The sequence below is a fragment of the Martinezella dioscoreae genome, from assembly GCF_009176305.1.
In the GTDB taxonomy this organism is placed as follows: Bacteria; Pseudomonadota; Alphaproteobacteria; order Rhizobiales; family Rhizobiaceae; genus Rhizobium; species Rhizobium dioscoreae.
The window spans coordinates 424,259-449,305 of the sequence record NZ_BLAJ01000003.1 but is presented as its reverse complement, the minus strand read 5'-3'; the positions used below and the strand labels follow the sequence as shown (position 1 = coordinate 449,305).

The window sequence follows — 25,047 nt, the reverse complement described above, 5'->3', positions numbered from 1 at the left end:
TTCGGGACTGTTTCGTGGCCGTTTATACCGATATTACCGAAGACGATTTGAAGTGGTTCCTGACCGAATATGATGTCGGTGAATTGCTCTCCTACAAGGGCATTGCCGAAGGCGTCGAGAATTCGAACTTCCTGCTGCATACGAGCCGCGATCCGCTGATCCTGACGCTTTATGAGAAGCGCGTCGACAAGGGCGATCTGCCGTTCTTCCTGGGGCTGATGCAGCATCTGGCGAGCCGCGGCCTGTCCTGCCCGCTACCCCTGCCGCGCCGTGACGGTGCCTTGCTCGGTCATCTCTCCGGGCGTCCTGCCGCCCTGATCTCCTTCCTCGAGGGCATGTGGCTGCGCAAGCCCGAGGCACATCACTGCCGCGAAGTCGGCAAAGCGCTGGCCGCTATGCATATTGCCGGTGAGGGTTTCGAGATCCGCCGCCCGAACGCGCTGTCGCTTGAGGGCTGGCAAGCGCTCTGGGAAAAATCAGAGGCCCGCGCCGACGAAGTCGAGGCCGGCCTGCAGGGTGAGATCCGCGGCGAACTCGATTTCCTTGGAAAGCATTGGCCGAAGGGTCTGTCCGAAGGCGTCATCCACGCCGATCTTTTCCCGGACAATGTCTTCTTCCTCGGCGACACCCTGTCCGGCTTGATCGATTTCTATTTCGCCTGCAACGATCAGCTCGCCTACGATGTCGCGATCTGCCTGAATGCCTGGTGCTTCGAGAAAGATCACGCCTACAACATCACCAAGGGAATGGCGCTGCTTGAGGGATATCAGAGCGTGCGGCCGTTGAGCGAGGCTGAAATCGCCGCCCTGCCGACGCTGGCCCGCGGCTCGGCGTTGCGCTTCTTCCTGACACGTCTCTACGACTGGCTGACGACCCCCGCCGGCGCTCTCGTCACCAAGAAAGATCCGATCGAATATCTGCGCAAGCTGCGCTTCCACCGCCAGATTGCCGCGGCCGCCGAATATGGGCTGAAGGCATGAAGCACGTCGATATTTTTACCGACGGCGCCTGCTCCGGCAATCCCGGCCCCGGCGGCTGGGGCGCCGTGCTTCGTTACGGCGAGGTGGAAAAGGAACTCTCCGGCGGCGAGGCAGAGACGACCAACAACCGCATGGAGCTGATGGCCGCGATCTCGGCACTCGGCGCCCTGAAGAGCCCATGCGAGGTCGATCTCTATACTGACAGCGTCTACGTCAAGGACGGCATCACCAAGTGGATCTTCGGCTGGAAGAAGAACGGCTGGAAGACCGCAGACAAGAAGCCGGTGAAGAATGCCGAGCTCTGGCAGGCGCTGGACGAGGCCTATAACAGACACAAGGTGATGCTGCACTGGGTAAAGGGGCATGCAGGACACCCGGAGAACGAGCGGGCCGACGAGCTGGCCCGCAAGGGCATGGAGCCGTTTAAGCGGAAGTAGCTCGTCGGCAATAAACTCGGACTAGCCGCGTCACATAGAACTCGATCACGCTAAGATATGATCGAGCGCGCTTCTCACTCTTGGCTTTTCGGTTGCGGAGAGGGGCAGGATTGGGCGCGGTGGATCGATCCGGCAAAGATCGAGTGCTTCCGCAATCGCATACATGACACGGAAGCTGCCGAACTCCTTGAACAGGCTCCATAGCGGCTGGAATTTTTGATCGAGCCGTTCGGCTTCGGCGACGTTGCCGGCCTGGGCGGCCCGTGTGAGCGCCAGCGCCTCGGCGGGCAGGAGGCCGGCGATCACGCTGTACCAGGCGTCGGCGCCGGCCAGTAGCCCGGCTGCGGCCCCCCAATCGCCGCTATAGCCGATGGCGAAACCCTTTGACGTTTCCTGGCGCAGGCGCGCTATCTCTCCCTTGAAATCGCCATCTTGCGGCAGAGGCATCTTCACCGCCACGATGTTCGCCACCTTTGCCAGCCGTACAATCAGTCGATCGCTGAATGTGAATTTCGTTGTGCCGGGATTGTTGTAGATGCAGAGCGGCAGCTCGCCGGCCTCCGCGACGGCTGCGAAGTGCTGGTAGACCTCTTCCTCCGTGAGTGGAGTATAGGATACCGGGGCCAGCAGTAGCCCATCCGCGCCGGCCGACTTGGCATCACGCGCCAATGCCTGCGCTTCGTCGGTCCGCAGCGCTCCGACACCGACGATGACCGGGATCTTGCCGCCGACACTTGTCATCGCCGCCTGTACTGCCCGCCGGCGCTCGTCGCGTGACAGAAAGGCGTAACCGCCCGTACTGCCGAGCAACCCGATGGAATCCGCGCCCGCCCGTTGAATGCGTTCAAGCAGGTGGGTGAGAGCTGCAACATCCACGCGTCCGGAAGCGTCGGTCGGAGTAATTGGAAAGGCCGAAAGTCCTGTAAAGAGCGTCACAATTGTTTTCCTTCTCTGTCAGGCCATGAGCAGCGGTAGCGGTCGAAAAACAGAACCTGAAATCGTCCTATGCTGAGTACCGTGTAGCTGTCGATGGAATATGTTGTAAAATCATACTCCGCTCAGCAACTTTGTGGCGATCATCCACATGGTAAGCGCGATGAGCGTTTCCAGAACGCGCCAGGAGGCGGGCTTCGCGAAGATCGGCCTTAGCCATCGCGCGCCAAAGCCAAGCGAAAAGAAGAACAGGAAAGAGCCGGTCATGGCCCCCGCCGCAAATGAAGCCTCGTTTCCCGGAAATCGGGTCGAGATCGTGCCGAGCAGCGCGACGGTATCGAGATAGACGTGCGGGTTGAGCCAGGTGAGCGCCAGGCACATGGCAAGCGTCTGCCGGAAGCTCGATGATTTCGCTTCTCCGGCGGCCAGCACCGCGGAGGAACGAAAGGCGGAGTAGAGGCTCCTGGCTCCGTACCAGATGAGGAAGGCTGCCCCGGCATAGCGCATGACAGGATCGAGCCAGGGCAACAGCGCCGAGATCTGGCGGAAGCTCGTCACCCCGAGGATGATGAGCGCGGCATCGGAGAGCGCGCATGCAAGGCAGACTGCGAATACATGCTCGTTGCGAAGGCCTTGACGCAGGACGAAGGCATTTTGCGCGCCGATCGCGACAATCAGGCTGAGCCCCATCATCAGGCCCGTCATATAGATCGAAAAATTCATCCTAGCCGAAATGCTCCAAAACCAATGAGCATTTCCGGTATCGGCATAAGAAGATTTAGGCTAGTTAATGTTGCTAACCCTGATTAAGAAAAACTAATCAATGCTCGATTATTCTGCTCTCCGTGCCGTCTCTATGGTCGTCCAGACAGGCAGCTTCGAAAAGGCGGCGGCCCTTCTCAATGTCACACCTTCGGCCGTCTCGCAGCGGGTGAAGCAGCTGGAAGAACGCCTGGGCATCGTCCTGATCGTCAGGGGCAATCCCTGCACAGCAACGGAGAAGGGCGAATGGCTCTGCCGCCATATGGAGAATGTCGGCATGCTCGAAGACGAGCTTTTCGGACGTTTGCCGGCACTTATCGATCCCGAGGAGCCCAAGCAAAGGGTTACGCTTCACATTGCCACGAATGCCGACAGTCTCGGGACGTGGTTCGTGGAAGCCATATCGGGTTTTGCCAGACGCTCCCCCTATCTGCTGAATATTGCCATCGACGATCAGGATCATACCGCCGAATGGCTGCAGCGCGGCCGGGTCATCGCCGCCGTCACCGGCTTGGAGAAGCCGATCCAGGGATGCCGGCGCATGTCCCTCGGCGCCCTCCGCTACCATGCGACGGCAAGCCCGGATTTCGTTGCCCGGCATTTTGCACAGGGCGTTACCCCGCAAGCGATCCGGAATGCGCCGGCCCTGACCTTCAACCAGAAGGACAGGCTTCAAGGCCGATGGATACGTCAGACATTCGGAGAGGATTTTGCCTATCCGAGCCATTGGCTGCCGTCGACGCAGGGTTTCGTCGATGCCAGCCTTGCAGGCATGGGATGGGGCATGAATCCCATTCAGCTTGTGCGGGAGCATCTGGAGGCTGGGCGCTTGGTGGAACTGATCCCCGACACGCCGCTGGACATTCCATTATATTGGCAAGTGAATCGTCTCGCAGCCGACCGGCTTGCCGAGCTGACGCGCGAGATCACAGCGGCAGCCAAAGCTCATCTGTCAGCATGAGCAATGCTTCTAAACACCTTGCCATTCGCCTCGCTGCCGGAACGCAATGTTCGCGAATTGGTGCCTTGCCCGGCTGTCCTTTCCCTCTATGCTGCCCCCGACTTCCAGGGAGATTGTTTTATGATCCTGCATTGCGTTTTTCTTAGACTCAAATCCGCCCTGACACAGGATGAGAAGACCGCGCTCTTCGACTCTGTCGTCGCCTTGCAGAAGGTCATTCCGGGCATTGTCGATGTGAAATATGGGCCAAACGTATCGCCCGAAGGCTTGCATGGCGGCTTCGCCGATGGATTTGCCGTCACCTTCGAGAGTGTGGAGGCGCGTGATGCCTATCTCATCCATCCCGAACATGTGGCTGTCGGCGAACGCATCGTTTCCTCCACCGACGGCGGTCTGGCCGGCCTAATGGTTTTTGATTTCAATCTTTGAAATAGCCGCCAGGATCCGGCCGCAGACGGGGTAAGCCTGCGACCGGATCCGGTCGATCAGCTCGATTTCGCCATCGCAGCGGCGAGCTGGTCAACGTTATAACGGAACATTTTTTCGTAAGTCGAAGCCGGCCCGTTGGCCTTTGAAAGCGATTCGACATAGAGCTCGCCGCCCGGCTCGGCGCCGGTTGCCTTGGCGACCTGCTTGACGAGGCGCGGATCGTTCGAATTCTCGAAGAAATAGGTCTTCACATGCTCGGTCTTGATCTGCTCGATCAGCTTGGCGACGTCGGCGGCCGACGCCTCCGTCTCCGTCGAAACGCCGAGCGGCGAGAGGAAGTTGACCTTGTATTCGCGGCCGAAATAGCCAAAGGCGTCGTGGCTGGTCAGCACCTTGCGGCGATCGTCCGGGATCTTGTCGAACTTGCCGTGCGCATAGGCGTCAAGCTCCGTCAGCACCTTCGTATAGCGCTCGGCATTGGCCTCGAAGTCGGCGGCGTCAGCCGGATCGGCGGCGGAAAGAGCCTTTTCGATATTGGCGACCCAGACCTTCACATTGACCGGGCTATTCCAGACATGCGGATCGGTGACGGTCTTGCCATCGTCGACCATGGTGCGGGTGTTGACGCCTTCGGAGGTGACAACGGGCGTTCCCTTGTAGCCGGACGCGGTAATCAGCCGGTCCATCCAGCCTTCCAGGCCTTCGCCGCTGACGAAGACGACCTTGGCGGCATTCAACGTCTTGGCATCGGCTGGCGAGGGCTCGAATTCATGGGGGTCGCCATTCGGGCCGACCAGGCTCGACACCTTCACATGATTGCCGCCGACCTGCTTGACGACATCAGCAAGCACGGTGAAGGACGCAACGACATTGAGTGTCTCGGCGGAGGCTGGTGCAGCGACGCCGAAGGCGACGAAGGCTGCCGCGGCGGCTGAGAGAAGCAGTCTCTGTTTGTTCATGTGGGTCTCCTTGTTCAGATTAGCCCCGGAGATGGGGACGGGGGAAGAGCCGCCGGGCAAGGCCCGAAGGTGCGAAGAGAATGGAGAAGCCGTAGATCAGGCTGGCGGTGATGATGATGGTCGGGCCTGATGCAAATTCGAGATGGTATGATGCGATGAGGCCTAGATAGCCTGTCACTATCGCCGTTCCCGTCGCAATCATCATCATGGCGGGTAGGCTGCGCGACCAGAGCTGAGCCACGGCGGCCGGCAGCATCATCAGCCCGACGGCCATCAGCGTACCGAGCGCCTGAAAGCTCGCGACGAGATTGAGCACGACCAGCAGCAGAAACAGGAAATGATAGAGCGGTCCGCGCCCGCCGACAGCACGCAGGAAACCCGGATCGAAGCATTCCATGACAAGCGGCCGGTAGATGACGGCGAGCGCCAGCAGCGTCACCGTCGTAATCGCACCGATCTGGTAGAGAGCCGGCGCATCGATTGCGAGAATGGTGCCGAAGAGCACATGCAGCAGATCGATGTTGGAGCCGCGTAGTGACACGATGAGGACGCCGAGCGCCAGCGAGGTCAGATAGAAGCTGGCAAAGCTCGCATCCTCCTGCAGCACGGTTGCGCGGCTGACGAGCCCGGAGAGCAGCGCCACCGAAAGGCCGGCCACCAGACCGCCAAGCCCCATCGCGGTCAGCGACAGCGAGCCGGCAATGAGGTAGCCGATAGCGGCGCCAGGCAGAACGGCATGGCTCATGGCATCACCCATCAGGCTCATGCGCCTGAGCATCAGGAAGACGCCGATCGGGCCGGAGCCGAGGCCGAGGCAGACGCAGGCAATCAGCGCGCGCCGCATGAAACCATAGTCCGCAAAGGGTGCGAGGAAGATATCGTAGACGGTCATTCGGCCGGCTCCCGCTTCACGAGGCCGCCTTCGTCGTGCTCTTCTTCGGGGAGGCATGTCGCGGCCTCCTCATCCCAGCGCTCGGCCATGGCGCGCGCTTTGATGAGGTTCGTTGGACTCATGACATCTTCCGTCCTGCCCCATCCCACGAGTTTGCGGGCGATCAGCAGCGTTTCGGGGAAATAGCTTCGCACCTGCTCGAAATCGTGCAGTACGGCGATGACCGTGCGTCCCTCCCGGTTCCATCGCAGCACGAGGTCGAGAAGATCGCGCGTCGTGCGCTGGTCGATCGCCGTGAAGGGTTCGTCCAGCAAGATGACACGAGCATCCTGCAGCAGCAGCCGCGCAAACAGCACGCGCTGGAACTGTCCGGCCGAAAGCGAGCCGATATGCCTTTTTTCGAAGCCCGAAAGCCCGACGATGCCGAGCGCCTCGCGCGCCCGCTCGGCGTCTTTCCGCGAGAACCGCCCAAAGGCGCCGGCATTCTTCCAGGCACCGAGCATGACGGTATCGGCAACCGAAATCGGAAAGCGCCTGGCGATATCGGCCACTTGGGGCAGATAGCCAAAATCGTTGCGCGTCAGCTTGCCACGATCGATCGACCCTTCCGCCGGCCGCAGCTCTCCGACGATTGCCTTGAGCAAGGTCGACTTGCCGGCACCGTTCGGCCCGGCAATCGCCGTCAGGCTGCCGGCAGCAAAGCCGCCAGAGAGATGGTGTACGGCTGGGTGACGTTCATAGGTAACGGTGAGATTATTGAGGCGGATCAGATCATTCATGCCAAAGCCACCGCCCAGCCGATAGCAGCCCAAAGCACTGCAATGCCCACCGCCACATAGGCAAGGCGCATCAAAGCCGAGCGCCCCATGAGGGACGAAGCGAAGGGATCACGGTCAAAAGGCATTTCAGGGCTTTCATTATGTAATAACATTACGTGTTGTAGCCGATGAAACGCGGCGAAAAAGAGGCGGGCGGAGAACTGCCAGGAATTTGAGGTGAACAAGGCTGGAATATTTACCGGCAATGATGTCCGCGCCTTATCGCCATGAGGCTCACGACAGTTGTATTTTCACGCAGATCGAGCGACAAAATTTACGAGGCGGGTAGGAGACAATGTTATGAAGCTAAGGCTTGAGTTGTTTGTTGCCGATGTGACGGCGTCGATAGAATTCTATCGACGGGTACTGAACTTCCAGGTGGTTGGCGAAACAGGCGAGCAATACACGATGCTCTCGAATGGCGAGGCTATCATTTCCGTCAACAAGCGGGAGGCTCTTGGGCCTGATCATCCACTTCGGGCGGTCAATGGCGAACGACCAGGTCTTGGCATCGAAATCGTGCTAAGCGTCGAGGATGTGGAAAGTTTCTATGGTATCGCTAAAGCCGGCGGCCATCCGGTATCCAAGCTTGCCTTGCAGCCATGGGGGTTGCGTGATTTCCGTATCGCAGATCCGGATGGCTATTATATCCGGGTAACAAGCAGGTAGAAGAAATGAGGAAGGGCTTGCGCCTTACCTTTAGTTGGAAAAGGCCGGGCTCAGGGCGCCCAGCCTTTCCAAATCCATCAAAATCCTAAAGCTGCTCCATCATGGCAGCGGCGCCCGAAACCGTGGCCTGACCGGGGCTTTCCTCGATATTGAGCGTCTTCACCACGCCGTTTTCCACCAGCATGGAATAGCGCTTGGAGCGAATGCCGAGGCCGCCGGCCGAGAGATCGACGTCTAGGCCGAGCGCCTTGGTGAAGGCGCCGTCCCAATCGGCGAGGAAGTGGATCTTGCCGAGACCACCGGACGACTGCGCCCAGGCGCCCATGACGTGCCAGTCGTTGATGGAAACGACGGCGATGTCATCGATGCCCTTGGCGAGAATGGCATCGCGGTTTTCGAGGAAGCCCGGCAGGTGATTGAGCGAGCAGGTGGGCGTAAACGCGCCGGGAACGGCGAAGAGGACGACGCGCTTGCCGGCAAACAGCTGCTCGGTGCTGATCTCGACCGGTCCGTCGGCGGTCTTTTCCTTGAAGGTGGCGGCAGGCAGCGTGTCGCCGATGGCGATAGTCATGGCTCTCTCCTTGGGTCGTTGTTTCGGGGCGCTCGAACGGCCGCCGATGGTTTGAAGACGGTTCAGAGAACTATAGATCCGGCCTATTCGAGCGCAAGGGTGGTTTCCATCGCCCGATCGCCATCGACGACCAGAATACCCCAGCTTTGGCCCTTCGGATCATAATCCTTCGGTAGTTTGCCGATTACCATATCGGCCGAGAAGGAAATTCCCTCCCGCTTCGCATTCGCTTGCTGAAAGAACACATAGCCGGATGGCCCCGTGACATAGATCTCAGGTGCATTTCCGCTCGCTTCCGGCAGTGTCAGATGCAGGGAAAGGCCCTTGCCGTCGTTGGAGAACTTATGGCTCCGGACGGCGAAATCCGGGGAGGGAGGCTGCGGTAGCACGGCCTTTGCCGCATCGAGCAAAGCCAGTTCATGCGAGGTTGGCTGCACATCTGCCGGCAACGGCAGGGAATATTCGGCCTGGAAAGGGATGCAGATATCCTTGCAGAGGCCGATGAAGGCCGTCAGCTCAAGCTTTGCCGGCGCCTTGCCGGTGACGCGCAGATCGAGCGGAAACGTGACCGGCGCGTCGTAGCCGATTTCCTGGATGGGGCCGACGCGGATCGGCTTCGGCGCGGGATAGTCCGCCCTTTCCAGTGTTACGCCGCTGCCGGCTGCCGGCGTTATTTGCGGCGGAATTCCGCCCTGACCCGGCTCGCGCCAATAGGTGATCCAGCCCGGCTCCGGCTCGATCTGCAAGGCGGCGCGGATATGCCCTTCTGCGTCCGGTGCCAGTGCGATCAGACGCATTCTGCCGCCCTGATTGTCTATCCACTCACTCGTTGCGGCATGAGCCGCCGCGGTGCTGAAAAACAAAGTGGTGAGAAGCGCCGACAGGCGGGCAACGGTACTTATTTCGATCATGGAACAAGGATTTAGCGGATTGGGTCGCCGGGAGCCAGCACGACCGAAGAGGTAAATGATCATTTTCAGTTGATTGATTTATGACATTGCCCCATCTTGGTATGAGGCGGCGCAGTTGCGAACTGCGGTCAGGAGGCACGATGTCCCTATCGACGCTGAAGAATAGACGCGAAAGAGGTTTTCTCGACGGTCAGTTCCTGATCGCCATGCCCGGCATGGAGGATCGGAACTTTCATCGCACGGTTGTTTATATCTGTGCCCATTCCGATGCCGGTGCCATGGGCTTCGTCATCAACCGGGCTCAGAAGCTGACATTCACCGACGTCCTCTTGCATCTCGAAATGATCAAGGACGACGATGCTATCGTGCTTCCGCAGATGGCGCGCGATTTCCCGATCCAGACCGGCGGTCCAGTCGAAAGCGGCCGAGGTTTCGTCCTGCATTCCGACGATTACATCAGCGACAGCAGCATCCCGGTCAGTGACGATATCAGCCTGACGGCGACGCTCGACATCGTCAGGGCGATTTCCAAGGGGAGCGGTCCGAAGCGCGCGACGATGTTGCTCGGCTATGCCGGCTGGGGCGCTGGCCAGCTTGAGGCGGAGATTGGCAACAATGGCTGGCTGAACTGCCCTGCAAACGAAGAATTGATCTTCGATCGCAGCCTCGAGAACAAGTATGATCGTGCGCTGGCTCTCATGGGTATCAATCCGGTCATGCTGTCACCGCATGCCGGTCATAGCTGAGCCGATTTGCGTTGTTTTGGAACGAAATAGCGGGCGTGACGTTTTCCTGACAGAGCGACGGCAATTCCGCTGTCGCAGCCAAGGAGGCGTCAGACATGAGCAGCACGACCGACAAGGTGTCCGGTAAGGCGAATGAAATTGCCGGCAAGGCCAAGCAGATGGCCGGCAAGGCGACGAATGACAAGGAAATGCGCGCCAAGGGCGTTGCACAGGAAGCCAAGGGTAAGGTGCAAACCGCCGTTGGCAAAGCCAAGGATAAGGTCAAGGGAGCGGTGGACCGGATGTGACCGGCTGCTTGTTTTTGTCAATCCATGGTCGCTGCTCCGTCTGAATTGACGTCGAAGCGGCGATGTTGGGAGGAAGAGCCTGTTACGGAAACGTGGCAGGCTCTTTATTGCCTGCCAATAAGTTTTCCGAGGGGGAGCATGCGGCTTTTCACGTGCGATCATTGCGGACAGCCTGTACATTTCGATAACAGGCAATGCATTCGATGTGGTCATCAGCTCGGTTTCATCCCCGATTACTTGGCGATATATGCCCTGGAAGCAGAAACTGAGACGAACTGGCATCCCGTCTCTGAACAGACGCGGCATGTTCGCTTCTGCGCGAATGCCGAACTCGATATCTGCAATTGGCTCATTGATGCGGACGATCCGCAACCCTATTGTGTTGCATGTCGGCACAATCGTCTCGTGCCGAACACCGGCACGCAACAGGGTATAGATCGCTGGCGGCGCATCAGCCAGGCGCAGCGGCATTTGTTTTATTCGCTCTTGCGGTGGAACCTGCCGCATCCCGATCGGCAGCAGGACCCCGAAGGTGGGCTCGTCTTCGATTTCCTAGAGGATGAGGTGCAGGGCAATACCGTGGTCCCGGCGATGACCGGTCACGAGGAGGGACTGATCGCCATCCGGGCCGCTGAAGCCGATGACGTGACGCGCGAACAGGCGCGTACTTCCATGAATGAGCCCTATCGCACCTTGCTTGGCCACTTCCGCCACGAGACCGGTCATTTCATCTGGAACAAGCTTGTCCGCGATCGTGGACAATTCGATGCCTTTCGCGCCGTCTTCGGCGACGAACGCGCCGATTATGGCGCCGCACTCCAGGCCCATTACGACCATGGCCCGCTTGCAAACTGGCAGGAAAGTTTCATCAGCGCCTATGCCAGCTCCCATCCCTGGGAGGATTTCGCCGAATGCTTTGCGCATTATCTGCACATCGTCGATACGCTGGAAACGGCGCGTTCCTTCGGCTTGGCGATCGATCCCCATCGCTATCACGACATGGCGGCCGAGGTGGATTTCAATCCTTACAAGGCAGAAAGCGCCGAGCAGCTCGTCAGCGCCTGGATCCCTTTGAGTGTAGCGATCAATTCCATCCAGCGCAGCATGGGGCAGCCGGATTCCTATCCCTTCATTCTCTCGCCGCCGGTGGTCGCGAAGCTCGGCTATATCAGGGAATTGATCGACAGCGTCTGAGCGGCGCTGCCATTATTGACGATGCTAAGCGCGCTTCGTCAGCGGAAAGCGTTCCTTGAGCAGACGGATCACCGAATCCGAGCCCATCGGCGGACCGAAGATGAAGCTCTGGCCGTAGCTGCAGCCGATCTTGGCGAGCTCCAGCGCATCCTCTTCCGATTCGATGCCCTCGGCGACGACGCGCATATTGAGTTCGCGCGCCATGGAAATGACCGAACGCAGCAGCACCGCCTTCTTGTCGCTATCGTCGCGGACCATCGCCTTGTCGAGCTTGATCGTATCGAAGGGGAAGCGGGTGAGATAGGCGAGCGAGGAATAGCCGGTGCCGAAATCATCGAGCGCCAAACCGATGCCGGCTTCGCGCAGCTTGTCGAGCACGAGCCGCGCCTGTTCCGGATTCTCCATCACCTGCGATTCCGTCAATTCCAGCTTGATGCGGCTTGGATCGCAATGGGTCTTGGCGAGCAGGGCGCGGATATCGTCGTAAAGCTCGTTGTTGAGCAGCTGTACGCTGGAAAGGTTGATGGAGACGAACAGCGGCAAGTCACCAGTCTGTCGTTGCCATGCCTTGAGGTCGTTCGTTGCCTGCTCCAGTGCGAACATGCCGAGCGGACCGATGATGTCGGAAGCCTCCGCGATCGGGATGAATTCCGATGGCGGAATGTTACCGCGCTTCGGATGCTCCCAGCGCATCAGCGCCTCGAAGCCTGCGATTTCTGCATCCTCAAGCCGAACGATCGGCTGATAGACGAGCGAAAGCTCCTTGCGTTCGACGGCGCGGCGCAGATCGGTTTCGAGCTGCAGCCGGTCGGTGCCGAAGCTGCGGAAGGCAGGTTGGAAAGGTTCGACGCGGTTGCCGCCGGCGCGCTTGGCGCGATACATGGCGAGTTCCGCATCGCTCAGCATCCCGGCCGCATTTTCCTGCTGGTCGACCCACGAGGTCAACCCGACCGATGCCGTCAAAATGATCTCGCGGTTGGCGAAATTGATCGGCACCATGATCGCCTTGCTGATCGCGTCGGCGAAGTCGGCGACCTTGGCGGGATCGCGTTCGGAAACGAGGATGAGGCCGAACTGGTCGCCCGAAAGACGCGCCAGTGTATCCTGCGGCTTCATCAGGCGGCGAAGGCGACGGGTCAATGCGATCAGGATATTGTCGCCTGCGGCAAAGCCAAGCGTATCGTTGACGAGTTTATAGCGATCGATGTCGATGACCATGACCGTCGGCCGCAATTGATTTCCATCGGAAGCCAGCGTCAGAACGGCTTGCAGGCGATCGAGGAAGACCTGACGGTTCGGGAGCCCGGTCAGATTGTCGTGCACGGCGTCGTGGAGCAATCGTTCAACTGAATTCTTCTGTTCGGTAATGTCGACGATCGTGCCGACGCAGCGAATGATCTCGCCGTTCGACCCCAGCACCGGCCGTGCGCGGATCGACAGCCAGTGGAAATGTCCATCCTCCGCGCGGATGCGGAATTCATGGTTCAATCGGCCGCGCCGATGCTCCAGAAGGACGTCGAGCGTCGCTCGGAAGCGGTCGCGGTCGTCGGGATGCAGCCGCGGCAGCCAGTTGCGCGCCGCGCCATGCATGGTTCCGGGCGAGAGGCCGAGCTTCACCGAGATATCGGGCGTCGTCACTACGCGGTCGCGCGCCACGTCCCAGTCCCATACGGTATCGCCGGAGCCCGTCAGCGCCAGGGACTGCCGCTCCAGATCCGAGAACAGGCCCTGCTGGAAGGCGCCGCCGGCAAAGGCGTGCTGCATGACGGTGAAGCCGATCAGCAGGACGATGAGAACGAGGCCGCCGCCGAGTGCCGGCTGGATGATGTCATTGTCGAGCTTGCCCATGACCGTCATCCAGGCGCCGAACAGCCAGACGAGGATCAGCGCCCAGGCCGGCACGAGCAGGATGGCCCGGTCATAACGGCTGAAGCCGAGATAGATGATGAGTAGCAGGCCGGCTGTTGCCGTCAGCGCCAGCGACAGCCGCGCAATGCCCGCAGCAATCGACGGATCGTAGATCGCCACGCCGAAGAGGAGGGCAAGGCCAAGCACCCAGGCAAGTGTCACATAACCGAGATGGGCGTGCCAGCGATTGAGATTGAGATAGGTGAAGAGGAAGATCACCAGGCTCGACGCGAGCGCCACTTCCGCACAGGCGCGCCATATTCGCTGGTCGCTTGACGTGATGCTGATGAGCTTGCCGAGGAAGCCGAAATCGACGCAGATATAGCCGAGCACCGCCCAGGCAAGTGCCGCCGTCGCCGGCAGCATCGACGTGCCCTTGACGACGAAAAGAATGGTCAGGAACACCGCCAGCAGGCCGGCAATGCCGAGCACGATGCCGCGATAGAGCGTGAAAGCGTTGACCGTATCCTTGTAGGCGTTCGGTTCCCAGAGATAGAGCTGCGGCAGGTTCGGTGACGAAAGTTCGGCAACGAAGGTGACGACGGCGCCTGGGTTCAACGTGATACGGAAGACGTCAGCCTCGTCGCTCGGCTGACGATCGAGCGCAAAACCTTCGCTCGGCGTGATCGCGACGATGCGCTGCGAGCCGAGATCGGGCCAGAAGACCTTTGAATTCACGAGACGGAAATGCGGCGCGACGATGACGCGCTCAAGCTGCTCTTCGGAAACGTTGGCGAGCGCGAAAACCGCCCAGTCGCCCTGATGATTGGGCGAAGAGGAGCGAACCTCGATGCGGCGGCGGATGCCGTCGGCGCCGGCCGCTGTCGAAACCTGGAAGGCTTCACCCTGATTGGTGTAGATTTCGGTCGTCGCTGTGAGATCGAGAGCAGTATCGTCGCGCGAGATCTTCACGGGCTCGGCTGCATCAGCCATCCCGGCGATCAACAACAGCATGGCGGCCGCGAGCGTTGCGATCACGGCGCATAGCCGGCGGGCCGTTGGCCACGTCTGCATCATTCCGGCGATCATCGCTGGTCGAAGCTTCGGTTCGGGTTGGTGTCGGATGCCAACCTTGAAAACATCACATGGTCGCGCCACTGACCGTTGATTTTAAGATAACCGCGCAAATGACCTTCCCGCTGGAAACCGGCTTTTTCTAAAAGCCGCATGCTACGCTCGTTATCCGGAATACAGGCTGCTTCAATTCGGTGCAACTCAAGTCCGGAAAAGATATAGGGTATAACCAACTGAAGTGCGGCGAACATATGGCCCTGACCGGAGTAGCGCTCGCCCATCCAATATCCGATCATGCAGCTCTGCGCAGCACCTCGGCGAATATAGCCGATCGTGATGCCGCCAACCAGCGTCATGTTTTCCCTGAGAAAAATGAAGAGCGGTATGGCCTGGCCGGAGCTGTATTCCTGCTTTCCGCGGATGATGCGTGCCCGATAGGCGCCCTCGGTCAGCTCGTCGTGTCGCCAGGTAGGCTCCCAGGGTTCGAGAAAGCGCCGGCTTTCCGCCCGAAGCTTATGCCATTGATTGAAATCGGAGTAGCGTGGCAAACGCAGCAAATAATTGTCGTTTTCGAGTTCAACCGCGTCCGTATGACGTGAGAGAAACCGAAAGACAGATTTTTGCATGCCGCCAAGCACTCCCCCGAGAATTGCACCCATAGGCCCGCGGCGTGCCCTTAGCCGCTTGCGCTTCTGGAGGCAGGGACCGGCGCCGACAGCGAGGTTACGATGTCCTCCATCGGCGCGAGCTGCTCCAGCGGCCCGATCGCAGAAAGCGTCGGTACTGTATCGAAGAACAAGCGACCGGCAAGATCCGTCAGGCGGTCGATCGTGATGCCTTCCAGGCGCTCCAGCATCTCCTGGTTCGGGATGGGGCGGCCATAAAGCATCATCTGTCGTGCGACCTGGCCGGCGCGGGCAGCCGGGCTTTCCTGGCCCATCAGCAGCTGCGCGCGGATCTGGGCGCGGGCGCGCTCGATTTCCTGCTGCTGAATGTCATGCGAGGATTTATGCAGCTCGTCGACAATGACGGGCAGCAGTTCCGGCAGGTTCTCGCCGCCGGTCGCCGCATGGATGCCGAAGATGCCCGTGTCGGAGAAGCCCCAATGAAAGGCATAGACCGAATAACAGAGGCCGCGGAATTCGCGCACTTCCTGGAATAGCCGCGAGGACATGCCGCCGCCGAGGATATTGGCGAGGATCTGCGAGCAGTAGAAATCGCGGGTATGATAGGCGCGGCCTTCGAAGCCGAGCAGGATCTGCGCATCCATCAGATCGCGGGTTTCGCGAATGTTGCCGCCGATATAACGCGCCGGCTCGATAACGGGTGGAGCGGACGGTTTCGTCGGAAGACTGGAGAAGCGCTCCTCGACCTGCCGCACGAAGCTTTCATGGTCGACTGCGCCGGCCGCCACGACGAACATGCGGTCGGTCGTGTAGTTGCGGCCAAGATAATGGCGGATCTGTTCCGGTGAGAAGGAGACGACAGTCTCCGGTGTGCCGAGAATGGCGCGCCCAAGCGTCTGGCCGCGATAGGCGACCTCGGAAAACTTGTCGAAGACGACATCGTCGGGCGTGTCGTTCGCGGCATTGATTTCCTGCAGGATGACCTGCTTTTCGCGCGCCAGCTCTTCCTCGTCGAAAGCGGATTCCGTCAGGATATCGGCAAGGATATCGACGGCGAGCGGCACATGATCCTTCAGCACGCGGGCATAATAAGACGTGGTTTCCGTCGAGGTGGCGGCGTTGACTTCGCCGCCGACATTCTCGATTTCCTCGGCGATCTGCCGGGCGGAGCGCCGCGCTGTGCCCTTGAACGCCATATGTTCGAGCAGATGCGCGATACCGTGTTCTGCCTCGGTTTCGTTACGCGAACCCGACTTGATCCAAACGCCGAGTGCCACGCTTTCGAGGTGTGGCATCGATTGGGTCGCTACTGTCAGCCCGGACGCTAGCCGGGTGCACTCCACTGTCATCGCCTGTCTTTCCGCGTCTGTTATTCGCCGGTCCGGGCATGCTTGCCGATAAAGCTTTCAACGGCTTTAAGTTCCGGATCGAGAATGTCGAAACGCTCCTCCCTGGTCATCAGACCAGCAAGCCACGTCGGAAGCGCCGGGTCAATACCGGATGCGGATTTTACTGCGGCGGGGAATTTTGCCGGGTGGGCCGTCGCAAGCGTTACCATCGGGCTGCTGGGACGCTCGTTCTTGCCCGCAATGAAGACGCCGATCGCCGTATGCGGATCGAGCAGATAGCCTGTGTCGGCAAGGGTTTTGCGGATCGTTTCGGCCACCTGCTTCTCGCTGGCGCGGCCGGCTCGGAAGTCCTTCTTGATAAGCTTCAGGGCTTCTTCGCTGACTGAAAATCCGTTCGACTGCTTCAGGCTTTCCATGGCGGCGCGCACCTTGGAGGCATCCCGGCCGTTGGCCTCGAACAGCAGGCGCTCGAAATTGGAGGAGATCTGGATATCCATCGACGGCGAGGTGGTGGCTTTTACCGAGCGCATCTCATAGCGGCCTGACTTCAGCATGCGCGCCAGAATATCGTTCTCGTTGGTGGCGATGACCAGTTTTTCGATCGGCAGGCCCATGCGCTTTGCGACGTAGCCGGCGAAAATATCGCCGAAATTGCCCGTCGGCACCGTGAAGGAAATCTTTCGGTCAGGGCCGCCGAGAGCAACAGCGGTGGTGAAATAGTAGACCACCTGCGCCATGATTCGCGCCCAGTTGATGGAATTGACGCCGGAGAGCCTCACCTTGTCGCGGAAGGGCGCATCGTTGAACATGGCTTTGACGAGGTTCTGGCAATCGTCGAAATTGCCCTTGATGGCCAGCGCATGCACATTTGCTGCCGTCGACGTGGTCATCTGCCGCTGCTGTACCGGCGAGACTTTTCCATGCGGGAAGAGAATGAAGATATCGGTGCGCTCGCGTCCGGCAAAGGCGTCGATTGCCGCGCCGCCGGTATCGCCCGAGGTCGCGCCGACGATGGTCGCCCGCTGGCCGCGCTTCTCCAGCGCATAGTCCATCAGCCGCGCCAGCAGCTGCATGGCGACATCCTTGAAGGCGAGTGTCGTGCCGTGAAAAAGCTCCATGACGAAGCTGTTCGGCCCGGTCTGGACGAGTGGCGCCACTGCCGGATGCCGGAACGTGGCGTAGGCATCGTCGATCATGCCGCGGAAGACATCTGCCGGGATCTCGCCATTGGTGAAGGGCGAAAGCACCGCGAAGGCGACATCCTGATAGCTCTTGCCGCGAAAGGCGCGGATTTCCTTCTTCGTCAGGACCGGCCATTCACGGGGAACATAGAGCCCGCCGTCACGAGCAAGGCCGGCCAGGAGGGCGTCGCAGAAGCCAAGGGCAGGGGCTTCTCCCCGCGTTGAAATATAGTCCACGGTCTAGAATTCCTTTGGTCGCAAAATTGCCTGAGTGATCGATTGAGAGGGTAGAGGAACGAAGAGACGACGGCCGGTCTTTTTGCGTCGGATCAGCCGCGTGATTTTCGCGTTTGCGCAAGGCGCGTGGGATCGGCGCCATGTGGCGTCTGTTTGTGGCAATGTGTCGATCTCGAAAAGTGAGCCAAAACGGTGTCTACCCAATCGATTTTTCGCTGCGTCGCTGGTATAGACCATCGCCAAGTGTCATAAAAGGCCCGTTTGACAGGCTGCAGGCCGATTATATGAAATATATGGAGAGGGTGGAATTATAGTGTTTGGCAAGGTTTCGCGTCGTCTTTTCTCCGCTTCGCTTCTGGCATTCCTGATGGGTTGCAGCACTCTCGGCATCGGCGGCAACAGTGAAAAACAGCCGGCAACGGATGTAACGGTAGCGCCGCAAACCGGAGCCACGACTGCCGCACCTACGGGCGGCCAGACCTATGTTGCCGGCAAGTGCCCGCAGGCGGTCATCCGCGACGAGGATTCGGTCTATCGCACCTACGCCAAGGGCGCCAAGGACGATCCGAACCAGCTAGTCTATCAGGCTTCGCTGGCGCAGGCGACCCGCCAGTGCACCACCGATGGAACAAGCCTCGGCATTCACGTCGTGGCGCAGGGGCGCCTGGTTGCTGGTCCCATGGGCAGCTCCGGCAAGGTAACCCTGCCGATCCATGTTGCGGTCATGGACAATGACAACGCGCTCTATAGCAAGACCATCATGTATACGGCGGAAATCCCGCCGGGCGAAAGCACGGCGCAGTTCCTCTTCACCGACGACGATATTCAAGTTGCTGGTGGCTCGGGCGGCTTCACCATCGTCCAGATCGGCTTCGATCAAGGCCCGCAGAAGCCGGCAAAGGGCGAGAAGCCAGCGCGCAAGAAGCGTCACTAAGGTTGGAGCAGTAGGCAGTAGGAAAAGATCACCTTGTCCTTGCTGCCGCCGGCACTATGGCCGCAACATCTTGCCTATTGCCTATTGCCTATTGCCTCAGAGCACGCCGTCCCATTCGGCGAGCGCCATGACCACGCCCGGCAAGTCGGCCATGCGGCTGACGACGGTTTCGGCGCCGGCATCGGTCAGACGGTCGGCATGCGAAGGATAGGTGTGCGATGCGCCGGTGAAGCCGATGACGCGCATGCCGGCGGCACGTGCCGCCTGAACGCCGTGGACCGAATCTTCGACGACGATCGTATTGGCTGGGCTGACATTCATCTGCTTGGCGCCATGCAGGAAAATGTCCGGCTTGGGCTTGACGCGGTCGGCGCCGAGATCCTTGGCGGAAAAGATATTAGGAGCAAACAGTTTGAGGTAGCCGACCTTCGTCAGCATCATCTCGATGCGGGCGAAGCTGGAATTCGAGCAGATGCAGCGCGGTATCGGCAGGCGTGACAGCGCCAGCGGAACGCCAGGGATAGGCTGAACGTCGCTGGCAAGCGCCAGGTCGAGCAGCTTTTCCGATTTGTCGAGCAGCGAAGCGGAGAGGGGAATACTGGCCTCGCGCTCGACTTCGAACAGGATGTTGCGCCAGGTCATGCCGGCGAAGCGTTCACCCATTTCCTCGGTGCTGATCGGATAGCCCGCATCGGTCAGCAGTTTGGATTCGACTTGTGCCGCGATGATTTCCGAATCGACCAGAACGCCGTCGCAGTCGAAGATGATGAGGTCGAAGCCATTGCTCATGAAATTGCTGCCTTTGATGTGGCTGAGTTCGGCACGCTACAGGAAACCATTGATGTTTCGGGGCATGCTCTGAAAAATGACCGCCGGGCTTTACACGATATGTCGGCAAAGCTCAACCAATTGGCGGGCATGGCTGCGCTGCAGTGAGCGAAAAGGTCGAAATGCGCAAAAGAGGTGATGACGATTTCTTGTCGCTCGATATCGGCCCTCGACATCGGATTGGCCCGCCTTTAAGGATCGGCCATGGCCAAGGAGCGCGACGACACCATTGCCAGCCGCATCAGCCGGGTGCTTGCCGACCGCATCATCCGCGGCGAGATCGCGCCCGATGCCCGCCTGCGGCAGGATCACATCGCCGAGGAGTTCGGCACCAGCCATGTGCCCGTGCGCGAGGCGTTCCGGCGGCTCGAGGCGCAGGGACTGGCGATCAGCCTGCCGCGCCGTGGCGTCCGTGTCGCCTCCTTCGATCTCAAGGAAGTCCGCGAAGTTGCGGAAATGCGCGCAGCCCTCGAAGGCCTTGCACTCAAGTATGCGGCCCCGCATCTGACGTCAGCCATTCTGGACGAGGCCGAGCAGGCGACACGCGATGGCGATGCCGCCGGTGATGTCCACGCCTGGGAGGAAGCAAACCGCCGTTTCCATCGCCTGATCCTGGCGCCTTGCGGCATGGCGCGTCTTCTTGCCGCTATCGATGATTTGCATGCGGCGAGCGCCCGCTTTCTCTTTTCTGCCTGGCAATCCGGCTGGGAAAAACGCACGGATCATGACCACCGCGCCATTCTGGCGGCGCTGCGCCAAGGGCGGGCAGACGAGGCGGCTGCTATTCTGCAGAAGCATGTGCAATGGATCGGCCGCGCGCCGGTGCGCACACCTACCGGATCGACACGCGACGCCTTTGCAATCGTCGGCTAAAAATTATAGATAATTTTAAGATGCCTTGTAGGGCGTGCCTCGCGAACTGTACTCCGCGCGGAGTTTCTTCGTTTTGCCGCTGTTGCATCTCGATCAGCATTTCAGCTGCGGTTCGCCGCGCTTTCCGGATTTATTACACTTATTTTTCAAAAGGATTTCGCGCTTACTCAAAATATCCGGAGCTTGCCACTTGCCTGATTTCGCAATCTCTCTCATAAAATAGATGAGACTCAAAAATTATCTATAATTTTGAAAGGAGAGCCTATGTCCCTGTTGCAGCATCACGATGAAGTCGCTTTTGATCCGCTTCGCCTTGGTCAGCGTTCGCTTGTTGCCAAGACTGTGTTCGTTCTCGCCGGAACACTGATCCTGGCACTCGCATCGCGAATCTCGGTGCCGATGATACCGGTGCCGATCACCATGCAGACATTCGCGATCACCATGATCGGTGCTCTTTATGGCTGGCGTCTTGGCGCAGTTACGGTTCTCGCCTGGCTGGGCGAAGCTGCCATCGGCTTTCCGGTGCTCGCCGGCGGGGTAGGCGGCATTGCGCCCTTCATGGGTCCGACGGCGGGTTATCTCGCATCCTTCCCGATCATCGCAGCCCTCGTCGGCTGGCTTGCCGAGCGAGGTTGGAGCGGCAACCGCGTCGTGCGCAGCTTTCTGGCGCATCTCTCGGCTAACATTCTCTGCCTTGCGATCGGCGGCGTATGGCTTGCAGCGCTGAACGGTGCGGAAAAAGGCTGGCTGCTTGGCGTGGCGCCCTTCATCCTCGGCGCCGTCCTCAAGTCCGCGCTTGCAGCCGCAGTGCTGAAGACCATTCAGGTCTATAGCGGCGAGGCGCGTCTGAATTGACCGTCAGGCTTCGCGCCCATCATCTGCTCTGCATGCTGACCTTCGTCGGTGAAGGCTATACCTCAGCCTTCACCGACAATTATCGCCGCATCGCCGAGCGGCTGTCGGAAGGGGAGAAGATCAAACTGGTCTCCGGCCCCGATGACGTCTGCGCTCCGCTCCTGAACGGGGAGGAGCCACACTGCTTCAAGGCTTCGGTCATCGAGCGGGATGCAACTGCCCTTGCCGATGTCGCGGCCTTGCTGGGCGAAGAGATCGGCATAGGCACGGTGCTGGTGCCTGATGCCATCCTGCTTTCTAAGCTTCGCCGCAATTTCGCCGGCGGTGAAATCCGTCATGCCTGCATCGGCTGCGAATGGGGCGACCTCTGCAGCCGCATTGCTGCAAGCAATTTCAGCGGTGCCCTGATCAAGGCAGCTTAAGGCGTGTTATCCAGCTCTGGCTGTGAGGCCTCTGGCTGCCGGGCGCCATCGCTCAACTCAAGTGGAAAGAGCGCCAAAAAGCGGCGCTCGCCCTCGGGCGTGAAGAAGATCGAGCGGCTGTTTTCGGTTCGCCGCGCCCAACCCTTGTCGAGAAAATTCGAAAGCAGCGCCTTGCCGAGGCTGCCTGCAAGATGCGCGCGCCGCTCGCTCCAATCCAGGCAGGATCGGCAAAGCGGGCGGCGGCTCGAGCGCAATCCGGAGACGTCGATGCCGATCGTTCCAAGATGCCTTTCGCCATCGTCCGTCAGGCTCAGACCTTCGCCGACCGCGGAGATCGACCCGGCCTCGATCAGGCTGTCGAGCATGCGCACGCCGTAATCGCCGGCTAGATGGTCGTAGCAGATGCGTGCCTTGCGCAGGGCCGGCTCCTTCGGGCCGGGACGATGGCGCAGATGGCCACGGCTGGCTGCAAAACCCATGATACCCTCAAGCAGCTTGCCGACGCGATCGTCTGCCAGCGTGAAATAGCGATGGCGGCCCTGCTTGCGTTGTGCCAGCAGGCCTCCCGCTTCAAGTTTGGCAAGATGGGCGCTGGCGGTCTGCAACGTCACGCCGGCAGCCGCCGCCAGTTCCGTTGCCGTCAACGCCCGGCCGCCCATCAGCGCTGTCAAAATGTTCGCTCGCGCGGGATCGCCGATCAGCGAGCCGATCTGTGCTATGTCTGGACCTTCTTTCATACTTCGATCGTAACCGAACCATCTCCGTGCTGCAATGTGCGAAAACAGCGGCATCAGCAAAGGAGAAAACCCATGATCACCTGTCTCATCCGCTACCAGATCGACCCGTTCAAGCAGGACGCCTTCGCAGAGTATGGCAAAGCCTGGGGCCAGGTCATCCCACGCAATGGCGCGGACCTGATCGGCTATTTCGCTCCGCATGAAGGCTCGCTGACAACAGCCTATGGCATCTACAACATCGAAAATCTCGCCGCCTACGAGGCTTATCGCAAGAGCCTAGCCGCCGATCCGCTGGCGCAGGCCAATCTCGATTTTGCTCGCCGCGAGCGCTTCATCTTGCAGGAAGACCGCATTTTCCTGAAGAATGTCTCGCTGCCGCATGCTCCGAGGATATCGCCGTGATCGCAGTCATTTTCGAAGTTATTCCCCATCCCGACGAACGCCAGCACTATCTCGATATTGCCGCAAGGCTGCGTTCGGAACTGGAAGCGATCGACGGTTTCGTCTCCATCGAACGCTTCGAAAGCCTGACCCAGCCGGGCAAGATCCTGTCGCTGTCCTTCTGGCGCGACGAGGCCGCCGTTCGCGAATGGCGAAACCGCGAGGCGCATCGCGCCGCCCAGAAAGCGGGGCGCAAGACAGTCTTTGCCGACTATCGTTTGCGTGTCGCGCAGGTGCTTCGCGATTACGGTATGACGGAACGCGCGGAAGCGCCCGACGACAGTCACGCAGTCCACGATATCTAGGGCTTTCAACGCGATAGCGCCTTACGATGAGGCCTGCATTCCCGGCGGTTTCGTTGGGAATGCAGAAAATATGACGCCGCTTTAGCCTTTAGTAACCAAGTTAGGTAACCATAACACTCAGTTAAGAGCACCGAGTAAGTGTAACAGCGAGTATCACATGGCGTCAGTTTTCCCGCTTGCCGACCTCAGGACTTCAGCCGCTCCGGGGTCCTGGATCGACACGATCATCAAGGGCGATTGCGTGGCCGCTCTTGAGGCACTGCCCAATCAATCCGTCGACGTCATCTTCGCCGACCCACCATACAATCTCCAGCTTGGCGGCACGCTGCATCGTCCGGACCAGTCGCTGGTCGACGCTGTCGACGATGAGTGGGACCAGTTCGCCTCTTTCGAAGCCTACGACGCCTTCACCCGCGCCTGGCTGCTCGCCTGCCGCCGCGTGCTGAAGCCAACGGGCACGATCTGGGTCATCGGCTCCTATCACAATATCTTCCGTGTCGGGGCGACATTGCAGGATCTGAACTTCTGGATCCTCAACGACATCGTCTGGCGCAAGACCAACCCGATGCCGAATTTCAAGGGTCGCCGCTTCCAGAACGCGCATGAGACGATGATCTGGGCAAGCCCGAATGCCAAGGCCAAGGGCTATACCTTCAACTACGACGCAATGAAGGCCGCCAACGACGACGTGCAGATGCGCTCCGACTGGCTGTTTCCGATCTGCAGCGGCAATGAGCGGCTGAAGGGCGACGACGGCAAGAAGGTGCATCCGACGCAGAAGCCGGAAGCGCTGCTGGCCCGTGTCATCATGGCCTCGTCGAAGCCTGGCGACATCATTCTCGATCCCTTCTTTGGATCGGGAACGACGGGCGCGGTTGCCAAGCGCCTCGGCCGCCACTTTGTCGGCATCGAGCGCGAGCAGGATTATATCGATGCGGCCAGCGCCCGCATTGCAGCCGTCGAGCCGCTCGGCAAGGCCGAGCTGACCGTCATGACCGGTAAGAAGGCCGAAGTGCGCGTCGCCTTCAATACGCTCATCGAAAGCGGCCTCATCAAGCCTGGCCAAGTGCTGACCGATGCGAAGCGCCGCTATAGCGCCATCGTGCGGGCTGATGGCACGGTTGATTCCGGCGGCGAGGCCGGTTCCATTCATCGCCTTGGCGCGAAAGTTCAGGGCCTTGATGCATGCAATGGGTGGATGTTCTGGCATTTCGACGACGGCCGTTCCCTGCGTCCGATCGACGAACTCAGAGCCATCATCCGCAGTGATCTGGCGAAGGTGGAGTAGCCTCAGCCATTTCCCGCAAACCTATCCGCCTTCTTCCGCCGTGTACCTCCAGTCAGGGAAGAAGGTGAAATGCGCAGGGCCTTGCCGGGCGATCTATCCGGCAAGGCCCTGCGCGTCTTTAGTTTCAGATTTTAGAAGTCCTGGTAATCCGTGACATCCACGCGCACGACGCGGCCGTCCTCGTTAAAGGTAATCGTTTCCTCGCCTTCGCGGATCAGCGGCTTGCCCGTCTTGCTGTTGGTTGCGCGGACAGACCAGACGGCACGGCCGGACAGTGGGGTCAGCGTCTCCACCAGCGAGTTGGATGCGGTCTGATCCGGATAGGTGTCGAAATAGCCGCGGAAGGCTTCCATGATCGCCGCGCGGCCGGCAAGGCTGCCGACGCCGTTGGAGACATAGGTCGCATCCTCGGCGAAGAAATTTTCGATCGCCTCATAGTCGAGGCGGTTGATCGCGTCATGGAACAGCTCAATGCGTTCTGCGGGATCGAAGGTCATCGG

At 59.9% G+C, this 25,047-nt stretch carries 30 protein-coding genes; 15 read left to right on the top strand and 15 right to left on the bottom strand.

Annotated elements, in window-relative coordinates:
- The first annotated feature begins 14 nt into the window (after positions 1 to 14).
- Entirely contained in the window at positions 15 to 980 is a 966-nt protein-coding gene (locus GDN47_RS14060; protein WP_113353910.1) for a homoserine kinase, read from the top strand.
- Complete coding sequence (rnhA, locus tag GDN47_RS14055; protein ID WP_113353911.1) at positions 977 to 1,417, top strand: ribonuclease HI; 441 nt, start codon at positions 977 to 979, stop codon at positions 1,415 to 1,417. The genes GDN47_RS14060 and rnhA overlap by 4 nt, the downstream gene beginning before the upstream one ends.
- A gap of 45 nt (positions 1,418 to 1,462) precedes the next feature.
- On the opposite strand, the gene GDN47_RS14050 is transcribed toward rnhA, so the two are convergent.
- The gene (locus tag GDN47_RS14050) at positions 1,463 to 2,353 is read right to left on the bottom strand and encodes a dihydrodipicolinate synthase family protein (protein WP_113353912.1); all 891 of its coding nucleotides are present in this window, start codon (positions 2,351 to 2,353) and stop codon (positions 1,463 to 1,465) included.
- A gap of 111 nt (positions 2,354 to 2,464) precedes the next feature.
- Positions 2,465 to 3,073 carry a LysE/ArgO family amino acid transporter gene (locus tag GDN47_RS14045; protein ID WP_152093601.1) on the bottom strand — a complete coding sequence of 203 codons (609 nt, stop codon included), beginning with the start codon at positions 3,071 to 3,073 and terminating at the stop codon, positions 2,465 to 2,467.
- Between the two features lie 100 nt (positions 3,074 to 3,173).
- Here GDN47_RS14045 and GDN47_RS14040 point away from each other — a divergent pair, with 100 nt between their 5' ends.
- A complete protein-coding gene (locus GDN47_RS14040) occupies positions 3,174 to 4,073 on the top strand; it encodes a LysR family transcriptional regulator ArgP (RefSeq protein WP_152093600.1) in 900 nt (299 codons plus the stop codon).
- Positions 4,074 to 4,193: 120 nt separating this feature from the next.
- Positions 4,194 to 4,502 carry a Dabb family protein gene (locus tag GDN47_RS14035; protein WP_113331963.1) on the top strand — a complete coding sequence of 103 codons (309 nt, stop codon included), beginning with the start codon at positions 4,194 to 4,196 and terminating at the stop codon, positions 4,500 to 4,502.
- A gap of 56 nt (positions 4,503 to 4,558) precedes the next feature.
- Here the strand turns inward: GDN47_RS14035 and GDN47_RS14030 are convergent, their stop codons facing one another.
- From GDN47_RS14030 to GDN47_RS14015, 4 genes are read right to left on the bottom strand one after another with little or no spacing between them, the layout of a single operon-like run.
- Complete coding sequence (locus GDN47_RS14030) at positions 4,559 to 5,461, bottom strand: metal ABC transporter solute-binding protein, Zn/Mn family (RefSeq protein WP_113331962.1); 903 nt, start codon at positions 5,459 to 5,461, stop codon at positions 4,559 to 4,561.
- Between the two features lie 19 nt (positions 5,462 to 5,480).
- The gene (locus tag GDN47_RS14025; protein ID WP_152093599.1) at positions 5,481 to 6,353 is read right to left on the bottom strand and encodes a metal ABC transporter permease; all 873 of its coding nucleotides are present in this window, start codon (positions 6,351 to 6,353) and stop codon (positions 5,481 to 5,483) included.
- Positions 6,350 to 7,132 (bottom strand): metal ABC transporter ATP-binding protein, encoded by a 783-nt coding sequence (locus GDN47_RS14020; RefSeq protein ID WP_152093598.1) that lies wholly within the window; start codon positions 7,130 to 7,132, stop codon positions 6,350 to 6,352. The genes GDN47_RS14025 and GDN47_RS14020 overlap by 4 nt, the downstream gene beginning before the upstream one ends.
- Positions 7,129 to 7,377 (bottom strand): hypothetical protein, encoded by a 249-nt coding sequence (locus GDN47_RS14015; protein ID WP_152093597.1) that lies wholly within the window; start codon positions 7,375 to 7,377, stop codon positions 7,129 to 7,131. The genes GDN47_RS14020 and GDN47_RS14015 overlap by 4 nt, the downstream gene beginning before the upstream one ends.
- Positions 7,378 to 7,471: 94 nt before the next feature.
- On the opposite strand from GDN47_RS14015, the gene GDN47_RS14010 reads away from it, so the two are divergent.
- Positions 7,472 to 7,840, top strand: a complete 369-nt coding sequence (locus GDN47_RS14010; RefSeq protein WP_152093596.1) for a VOC family protein — start codon at positions 7,472 to 7,474, stop codon at positions 7,838 to 7,840.
- A gap of 85 nt (positions 7,841 to 7,925) precedes the next feature.
- Here the strand turns inward: GDN47_RS14010 and GDN47_RS14005 are convergent, their stop codons facing one another.
- Complete coding sequence (locus tag GDN47_RS14005; protein ID WP_113390363.1) at positions 7,926 to 8,411, bottom strand: peroxiredoxin; 486 nt, start codon at positions 8,409 to 8,411, stop codon at positions 7,926 to 7,928.
- 83 nt (positions 8,412 to 8,494) lie between these two features.
- Positions 8,495 to 9,322 carry a protein-disulfide reductase DsbD domain-containing protein gene (locus tag GDN47_RS14000; RefSeq protein WP_113331956.1) on the bottom strand — a complete coding sequence of 276 codons (828 nt, stop codon included), beginning with the start codon at positions 9,320 to 9,322 and terminating at the stop codon, positions 8,495 to 8,497.
- Positions 9,323 to 9,462: 140 nt separating this feature from the next.
- Here GDN47_RS14000 and GDN47_RS13995 point away from each other — a divergent pair, with 140 nt between their 5' ends.
- The 3 genes from GDN47_RS13995 (at position 9,463) to GDN47_RS13985 (ending at position 11,549) form a co-directional block, all read left to right on the top strand.
- Positions 9,463 to 10,068, top strand: coding sequence for a YqgE/AlgH family protein (locus GDN47_RS13995; protein ID WP_069613770.1), 606 nt, complete (start codon positions 9,463 to 9,465; stop codon positions 10,066 to 10,068).
- Between the two features lie 95 nt (positions 10,069 to 10,163).
- Positions 10,164 to 10,355: a CsbD family protein gene (locus GDN47_RS13990; protein WP_152093595.1), complete on the top strand. Its 192-nt coding sequence runs from the start codon at positions 10,164 to 10,166 to the stop codon at positions 10,353 to 10,355.
- Positions 10,356 to 10,493: 138 nt separating this feature from the next.
- Positions 10,494 to 11,549, top strand: a complete 1,056-nt coding sequence (locus tag GDN47_RS13985; protein WP_152093594.1) for a zinc-binding metallopeptidase family protein — start codon at positions 10,494 to 10,496, stop codon at positions 11,547 to 11,549.
- 24 nt (positions 11,550 to 11,573) lie between these two features.
- Here the strand turns inward: GDN47_RS13985 and GDN47_RS13980 are convergent, their stop codons facing one another.
- Genes GDN47_RS13980 through thrC form a run of 4 tightly spaced genes read right to left on the bottom strand, consistent with a single transcriptional unit; the run spans position 11,574 to position 17,864 of the window.
- Complete coding sequence (locus tag GDN47_RS13980) at positions 11,574 to 14,486, bottom strand: EAL domain-containing protein (RefSeq protein WP_371865500.1); 2,913 nt, start codon at positions 14,484 to 14,486, stop codon at positions 11,574 to 11,576.
- Positions 14,483 to 15,097 (bottom strand): GNAT family N-acetyltransferase, encoded by a 615-nt coding sequence (locus tag GDN47_RS13975; RefSeq protein ID WP_113331954.1) that lies wholly within the window; start codon positions 15,095 to 15,097, stop codon positions 14,483 to 14,485. The genes GDN47_RS13980 and GDN47_RS13975 overlap by 4 nt, the downstream gene beginning before the upstream one ends.
- A gap of 50 nt (positions 15,098 to 15,147) precedes the next feature.
- Complete coding sequence (locus GDN47_RS13970; protein ID WP_113353923.1) at positions 15,148 to 16,446, bottom strand: M16 family metallopeptidase; 1,299 nt, start codon at positions 16,444 to 16,446, stop codon at positions 15,148 to 15,150.
- A gap of 20 nt (positions 16,447 to 16,466) precedes the next feature.
- The gene (thrC, locus tag GDN47_RS13965) at positions 16,467 to 17,864 is read right to left on the bottom strand and encodes a threonine synthase (protein ID WP_152093593.1); all 1,398 of its coding nucleotides are present in this window, start codon (positions 17,862 to 17,864) and stop codon (positions 16,467 to 16,469) included.
- A gap of 313 nt (positions 17,865 to 18,177) precedes the next feature.
- On the opposite strand from thrC, the gene GDN47_RS13960 reads away from it, so the two are divergent.
- Positions 18,178 to 18,798, top strand: a complete 621-nt coding sequence (locus GDN47_RS13960) for a hypothetical protein (protein WP_152093592.1) — start codon at positions 18,178 to 18,180, stop codon at positions 18,796 to 18,798.
- Positions 18,799 to 18,894: 96 nt separating this feature from the next.
- Here GDN47_RS13960 and GDN47_RS13955 read toward each other — a convergent pair whose 3' ends face one another.
- On the bottom strand, positions 18,895 to 19,587 hold the full coding sequence (locus tag GDN47_RS13955; protein WP_113331986.1) for an HAD family hydrolase: 693 nt from the start codon (positions 19,585 to 19,587) through the stop codon (positions 18,895 to 18,897).
- Between the two features lie 243 nt (positions 19,588 to 19,830).
- Here GDN47_RS13955 and GDN47_RS13950 point away from each other — a divergent pair, with 243 nt between their 5' ends.
- The 3 genes from GDN47_RS13950 (at position 19,831) to GDN47_RS13940 (ending at position 21,776) form a co-directional block, all read left to right on the top strand.
- On the top strand, positions 19,831 to 20,499 hold the full coding sequence (locus GDN47_RS13950) for a GntR family transcriptional regulator (protein WP_152093591.1): 669 nt from the start codon (positions 19,831 to 19,833) through the stop codon (positions 20,497 to 20,499).
- Between the two features lie 264 nt (positions 20,500 to 20,763).
- The gene (locus tag GDN47_RS13945; protein ID WP_152093590.1) at positions 20,764 to 21,354 is read left to right on the top strand and encodes a biotin transporter BioY; all 591 of its coding nucleotides are present in this window, start codon (positions 20,764 to 20,766) and stop codon (positions 21,352 to 21,354) included.
- Positions 21,351 to 21,776, top strand: a complete 426-nt coding sequence (locus GDN47_RS13940; RefSeq protein ID WP_152093589.1) for a DUF1284 domain-containing protein — start codon at positions 21,351 to 21,353, stop codon at positions 21,774 to 21,776. Before GDN47_RS13945 ends, GDN47_RS13940 begins: the two co-directional genes overlap by 4 nt.
- On the opposite strand, the gene GDN47_RS13935 is transcribed toward GDN47_RS13940, so the two are convergent.
- Entirely contained in the window at positions 21,773 to 22,513 is a 741-nt protein-coding gene (locus GDN47_RS13935; protein ID WP_113390357.1) for an ArsR/SmtB family transcription factor, read from the bottom strand. The two genes, GDN47_RS13940 and GDN47_RS13935, sit on opposite strands and share 4 nt — an antisense overlap.
- Positions 22,514 to 22,585: 72 nt before the next feature.
- On the opposite strand from GDN47_RS13935, the gene GDN47_RS13930 reads away from it, so the two are divergent.
- From GDN47_RS13930 to GDN47_RS13920, 3 genes are all read left to right on the top strand, one after another.
- A complete protein-coding gene (locus tag GDN47_RS13930) occupies positions 22,586 to 22,915 on the top strand; it encodes an NIPSNAP family protein (RefSeq protein ID WP_113331947.1) in 330 nt (109 codons plus the stop codon).
- Positions 22,912 to 23,259: an antibiotic biosynthesis monooxygenase family protein gene (locus tag GDN47_RS13925; RefSeq protein WP_113353929.1), complete on the top strand. Its 348-nt coding sequence runs from the start codon at positions 22,912 to 22,914 to the stop codon at positions 23,257 to 23,259. The genes GDN47_RS13930 and GDN47_RS13925 overlap by 4 nt, the downstream gene beginning before the upstream one ends.
- A gap of 157 nt (positions 23,260 to 23,416) precedes the next feature.
- Positions 23,417 to 24,547 (top strand): site-specific DNA-methyltransferase, encoded by a 1,131-nt coding sequence (locus GDN47_RS13920; RefSeq protein ID WP_152093588.1) that lies wholly within the window; start codon positions 23,417 to 23,419, stop codon positions 24,545 to 24,547.
- 131 nt (positions 24,548 to 24,678) lie between these two features.
- Here GDN47_RS13920 and GDN47_RS13915 read toward each other — a convergent pair whose 3' ends face one another.
- The gene (locus tag GDN47_RS13915; protein WP_113331945.1) at positions 24,679 to 25,044 is read right to left on the bottom strand and encodes a nuclear transport factor 2 family protein; all 366 of its coding nucleotides are present in this window, start codon (positions 25,042 to 25,044) and stop codon (positions 24,679 to 24,681) included.
- Positions 25,045 to 25,047: the final 3 nt, after the last annotated feature.

Coding starts and splice junctions, on each gene's coding strand:
- rnhA (WP_113353911.1), top strand. CDS start 977: ATGAAGCACGTCGATATTTTTACCGACGGCGCCTGCTCCGGCAATCCC.
- GDN47_RS14035 (WP_113331963.1), top strand. CDS start 4,194: ATGATCCTGCATTGCGTTTTTCTTAGACTCAAATCCGCCCTGACACAG.
- GDN47_RS14040 (WP_152093600.1), top strand. CDS start 3,174: ATGCTCGATTATTCTGCTCTCCGTGCCGTCTCTATGGTCGTCCAGACA.
- GDN47_RS13970 (WP_113353923.1), bottom strand. CDS start 16,446: ATGACAGTGGAGTGCACCCGGCTAGCGTCCGGGCTGACAGTAGCGACC.
- GDN47_RS13955 (WP_113331986.1), bottom strand. CDS start 19,587: ATGAGCAATGGCTTCGACCTCATCATCTTCGACTGCGACGGCGTTCTG.
- GDN47_RS13990 (WP_152093595.1), top strand. CDS start 10,164: ATGAGCAGCACGACCGACAAGGTGTCCGGTAAGGCGAATGAAATTGCC.
- GDN47_RS13975 (WP_113331954.1), bottom strand. CDS start 15,097: ATGCAAAAATCTGTCTTTCGGTTTCTCTCACGTCATACGGACGCGGTT.
- GDN47_RS14045 (WP_152093601.1), bottom strand. CDS start 3,073: ATGAATTTTTCGATCTATATGACGGGCCTGATGATGGGGCTCAGCCTG.
- GDN47_RS13935 (WP_113390357.1), bottom strand. CDS start 22,513: ATGAAAGAAGGTCCAGACATAGCACAGATCGGCTCGCTGATCGGCGAT.
- GDN47_RS13920 (WP_152093588.1), top strand. CDS start 23,417: ATGGCGTCAGTTTTCCCGCTTGCCGACCTCAGGACTTCAGCCGCTCCG.
- GDN47_RS14020 (WP_152093598.1), bottom strand. CDS start 7,132: ATGAATGATCTGATCCGCCTCAATAATCTCACCGTTACCTATGAACGT.
- GDN47_RS14025 (WP_152093599.1), bottom strand. CDS start 6,353: ATGACCGTCTACGATATCTTCCTCGCACCCTTTGCGGACTATGGTTTC.
- GDN47_RS13995 (WP_069613770.1), top strand. CDS start 9,463: ATGTCCCTATCGACGCTGAAGAATAGACGCGAAAGAGGTTTTCTCGAC.
- GDN47_RS13950 (WP_152093591.1), top strand. CDS start 19,831: ATGGCCAAGGAGCGCGACGACACCATTGCCAGCCGCATCAGCCGGGTG.
- GDN47_RS14000 (WP_113331956.1), bottom strand. CDS start 9,322: ATGATCGAAATAAGTACCGTTGCCCGCCTGTCGGCGCTTCTCACCACT.
- GDN47_RS13945 (WP_152093590.1), top strand. CDS start 20,764: ATGTCCCTGTTGCAGCATCACGATGAAGTCGCTTTTGATCCGCTTCGC.
- GDN47_RS14010 (WP_152093596.1), top strand. CDS start 7,472: ATGAAGCTAAGGCTTGAGTTGTTTGTTGCCGATGTGACGGCGTCGATA.
- GDN47_RS14030 (WP_113331962.1), bottom strand. CDS start 5,461: ATGAACAAACAGAGACTGCTTCTCTCAGCCGCCGCGGCAGCCTTCGTC.
- GDN47_RS14005 (WP_113390363.1), bottom strand. CDS start 8,411: ATGACTATCGCCATCGGCGACACGCTGCCTGCCGCCACCTTCAAGGAA.
- GDN47_RS13930 (WP_113331947.1), top strand. CDS start 22,586: ATGATCACCTGTCTCATCCGCTACCAGATCGACCCGTTCAAGCAGGAC.
- GDN47_RS13985 (WP_152093594.1), top strand. CDS start 10,494: ATGCGGCTTTTCACGTGCGATCATTGCGGACAGCCTGTACATTTCGAT.
- GDN47_RS13915 (WP_113331945.1), bottom strand. CDS start 25,044: ATGACCTTCGATCCCGCAGAACGCATTGAGCTGTTCCATGACGCGATC.
- GDN47_RS13980 (WP_371865500.1), bottom strand. CDS start 14,486: ATGATCGCCGGAATGATGCAGACGTGGCCAACGGCCCGCCGGCTATGC.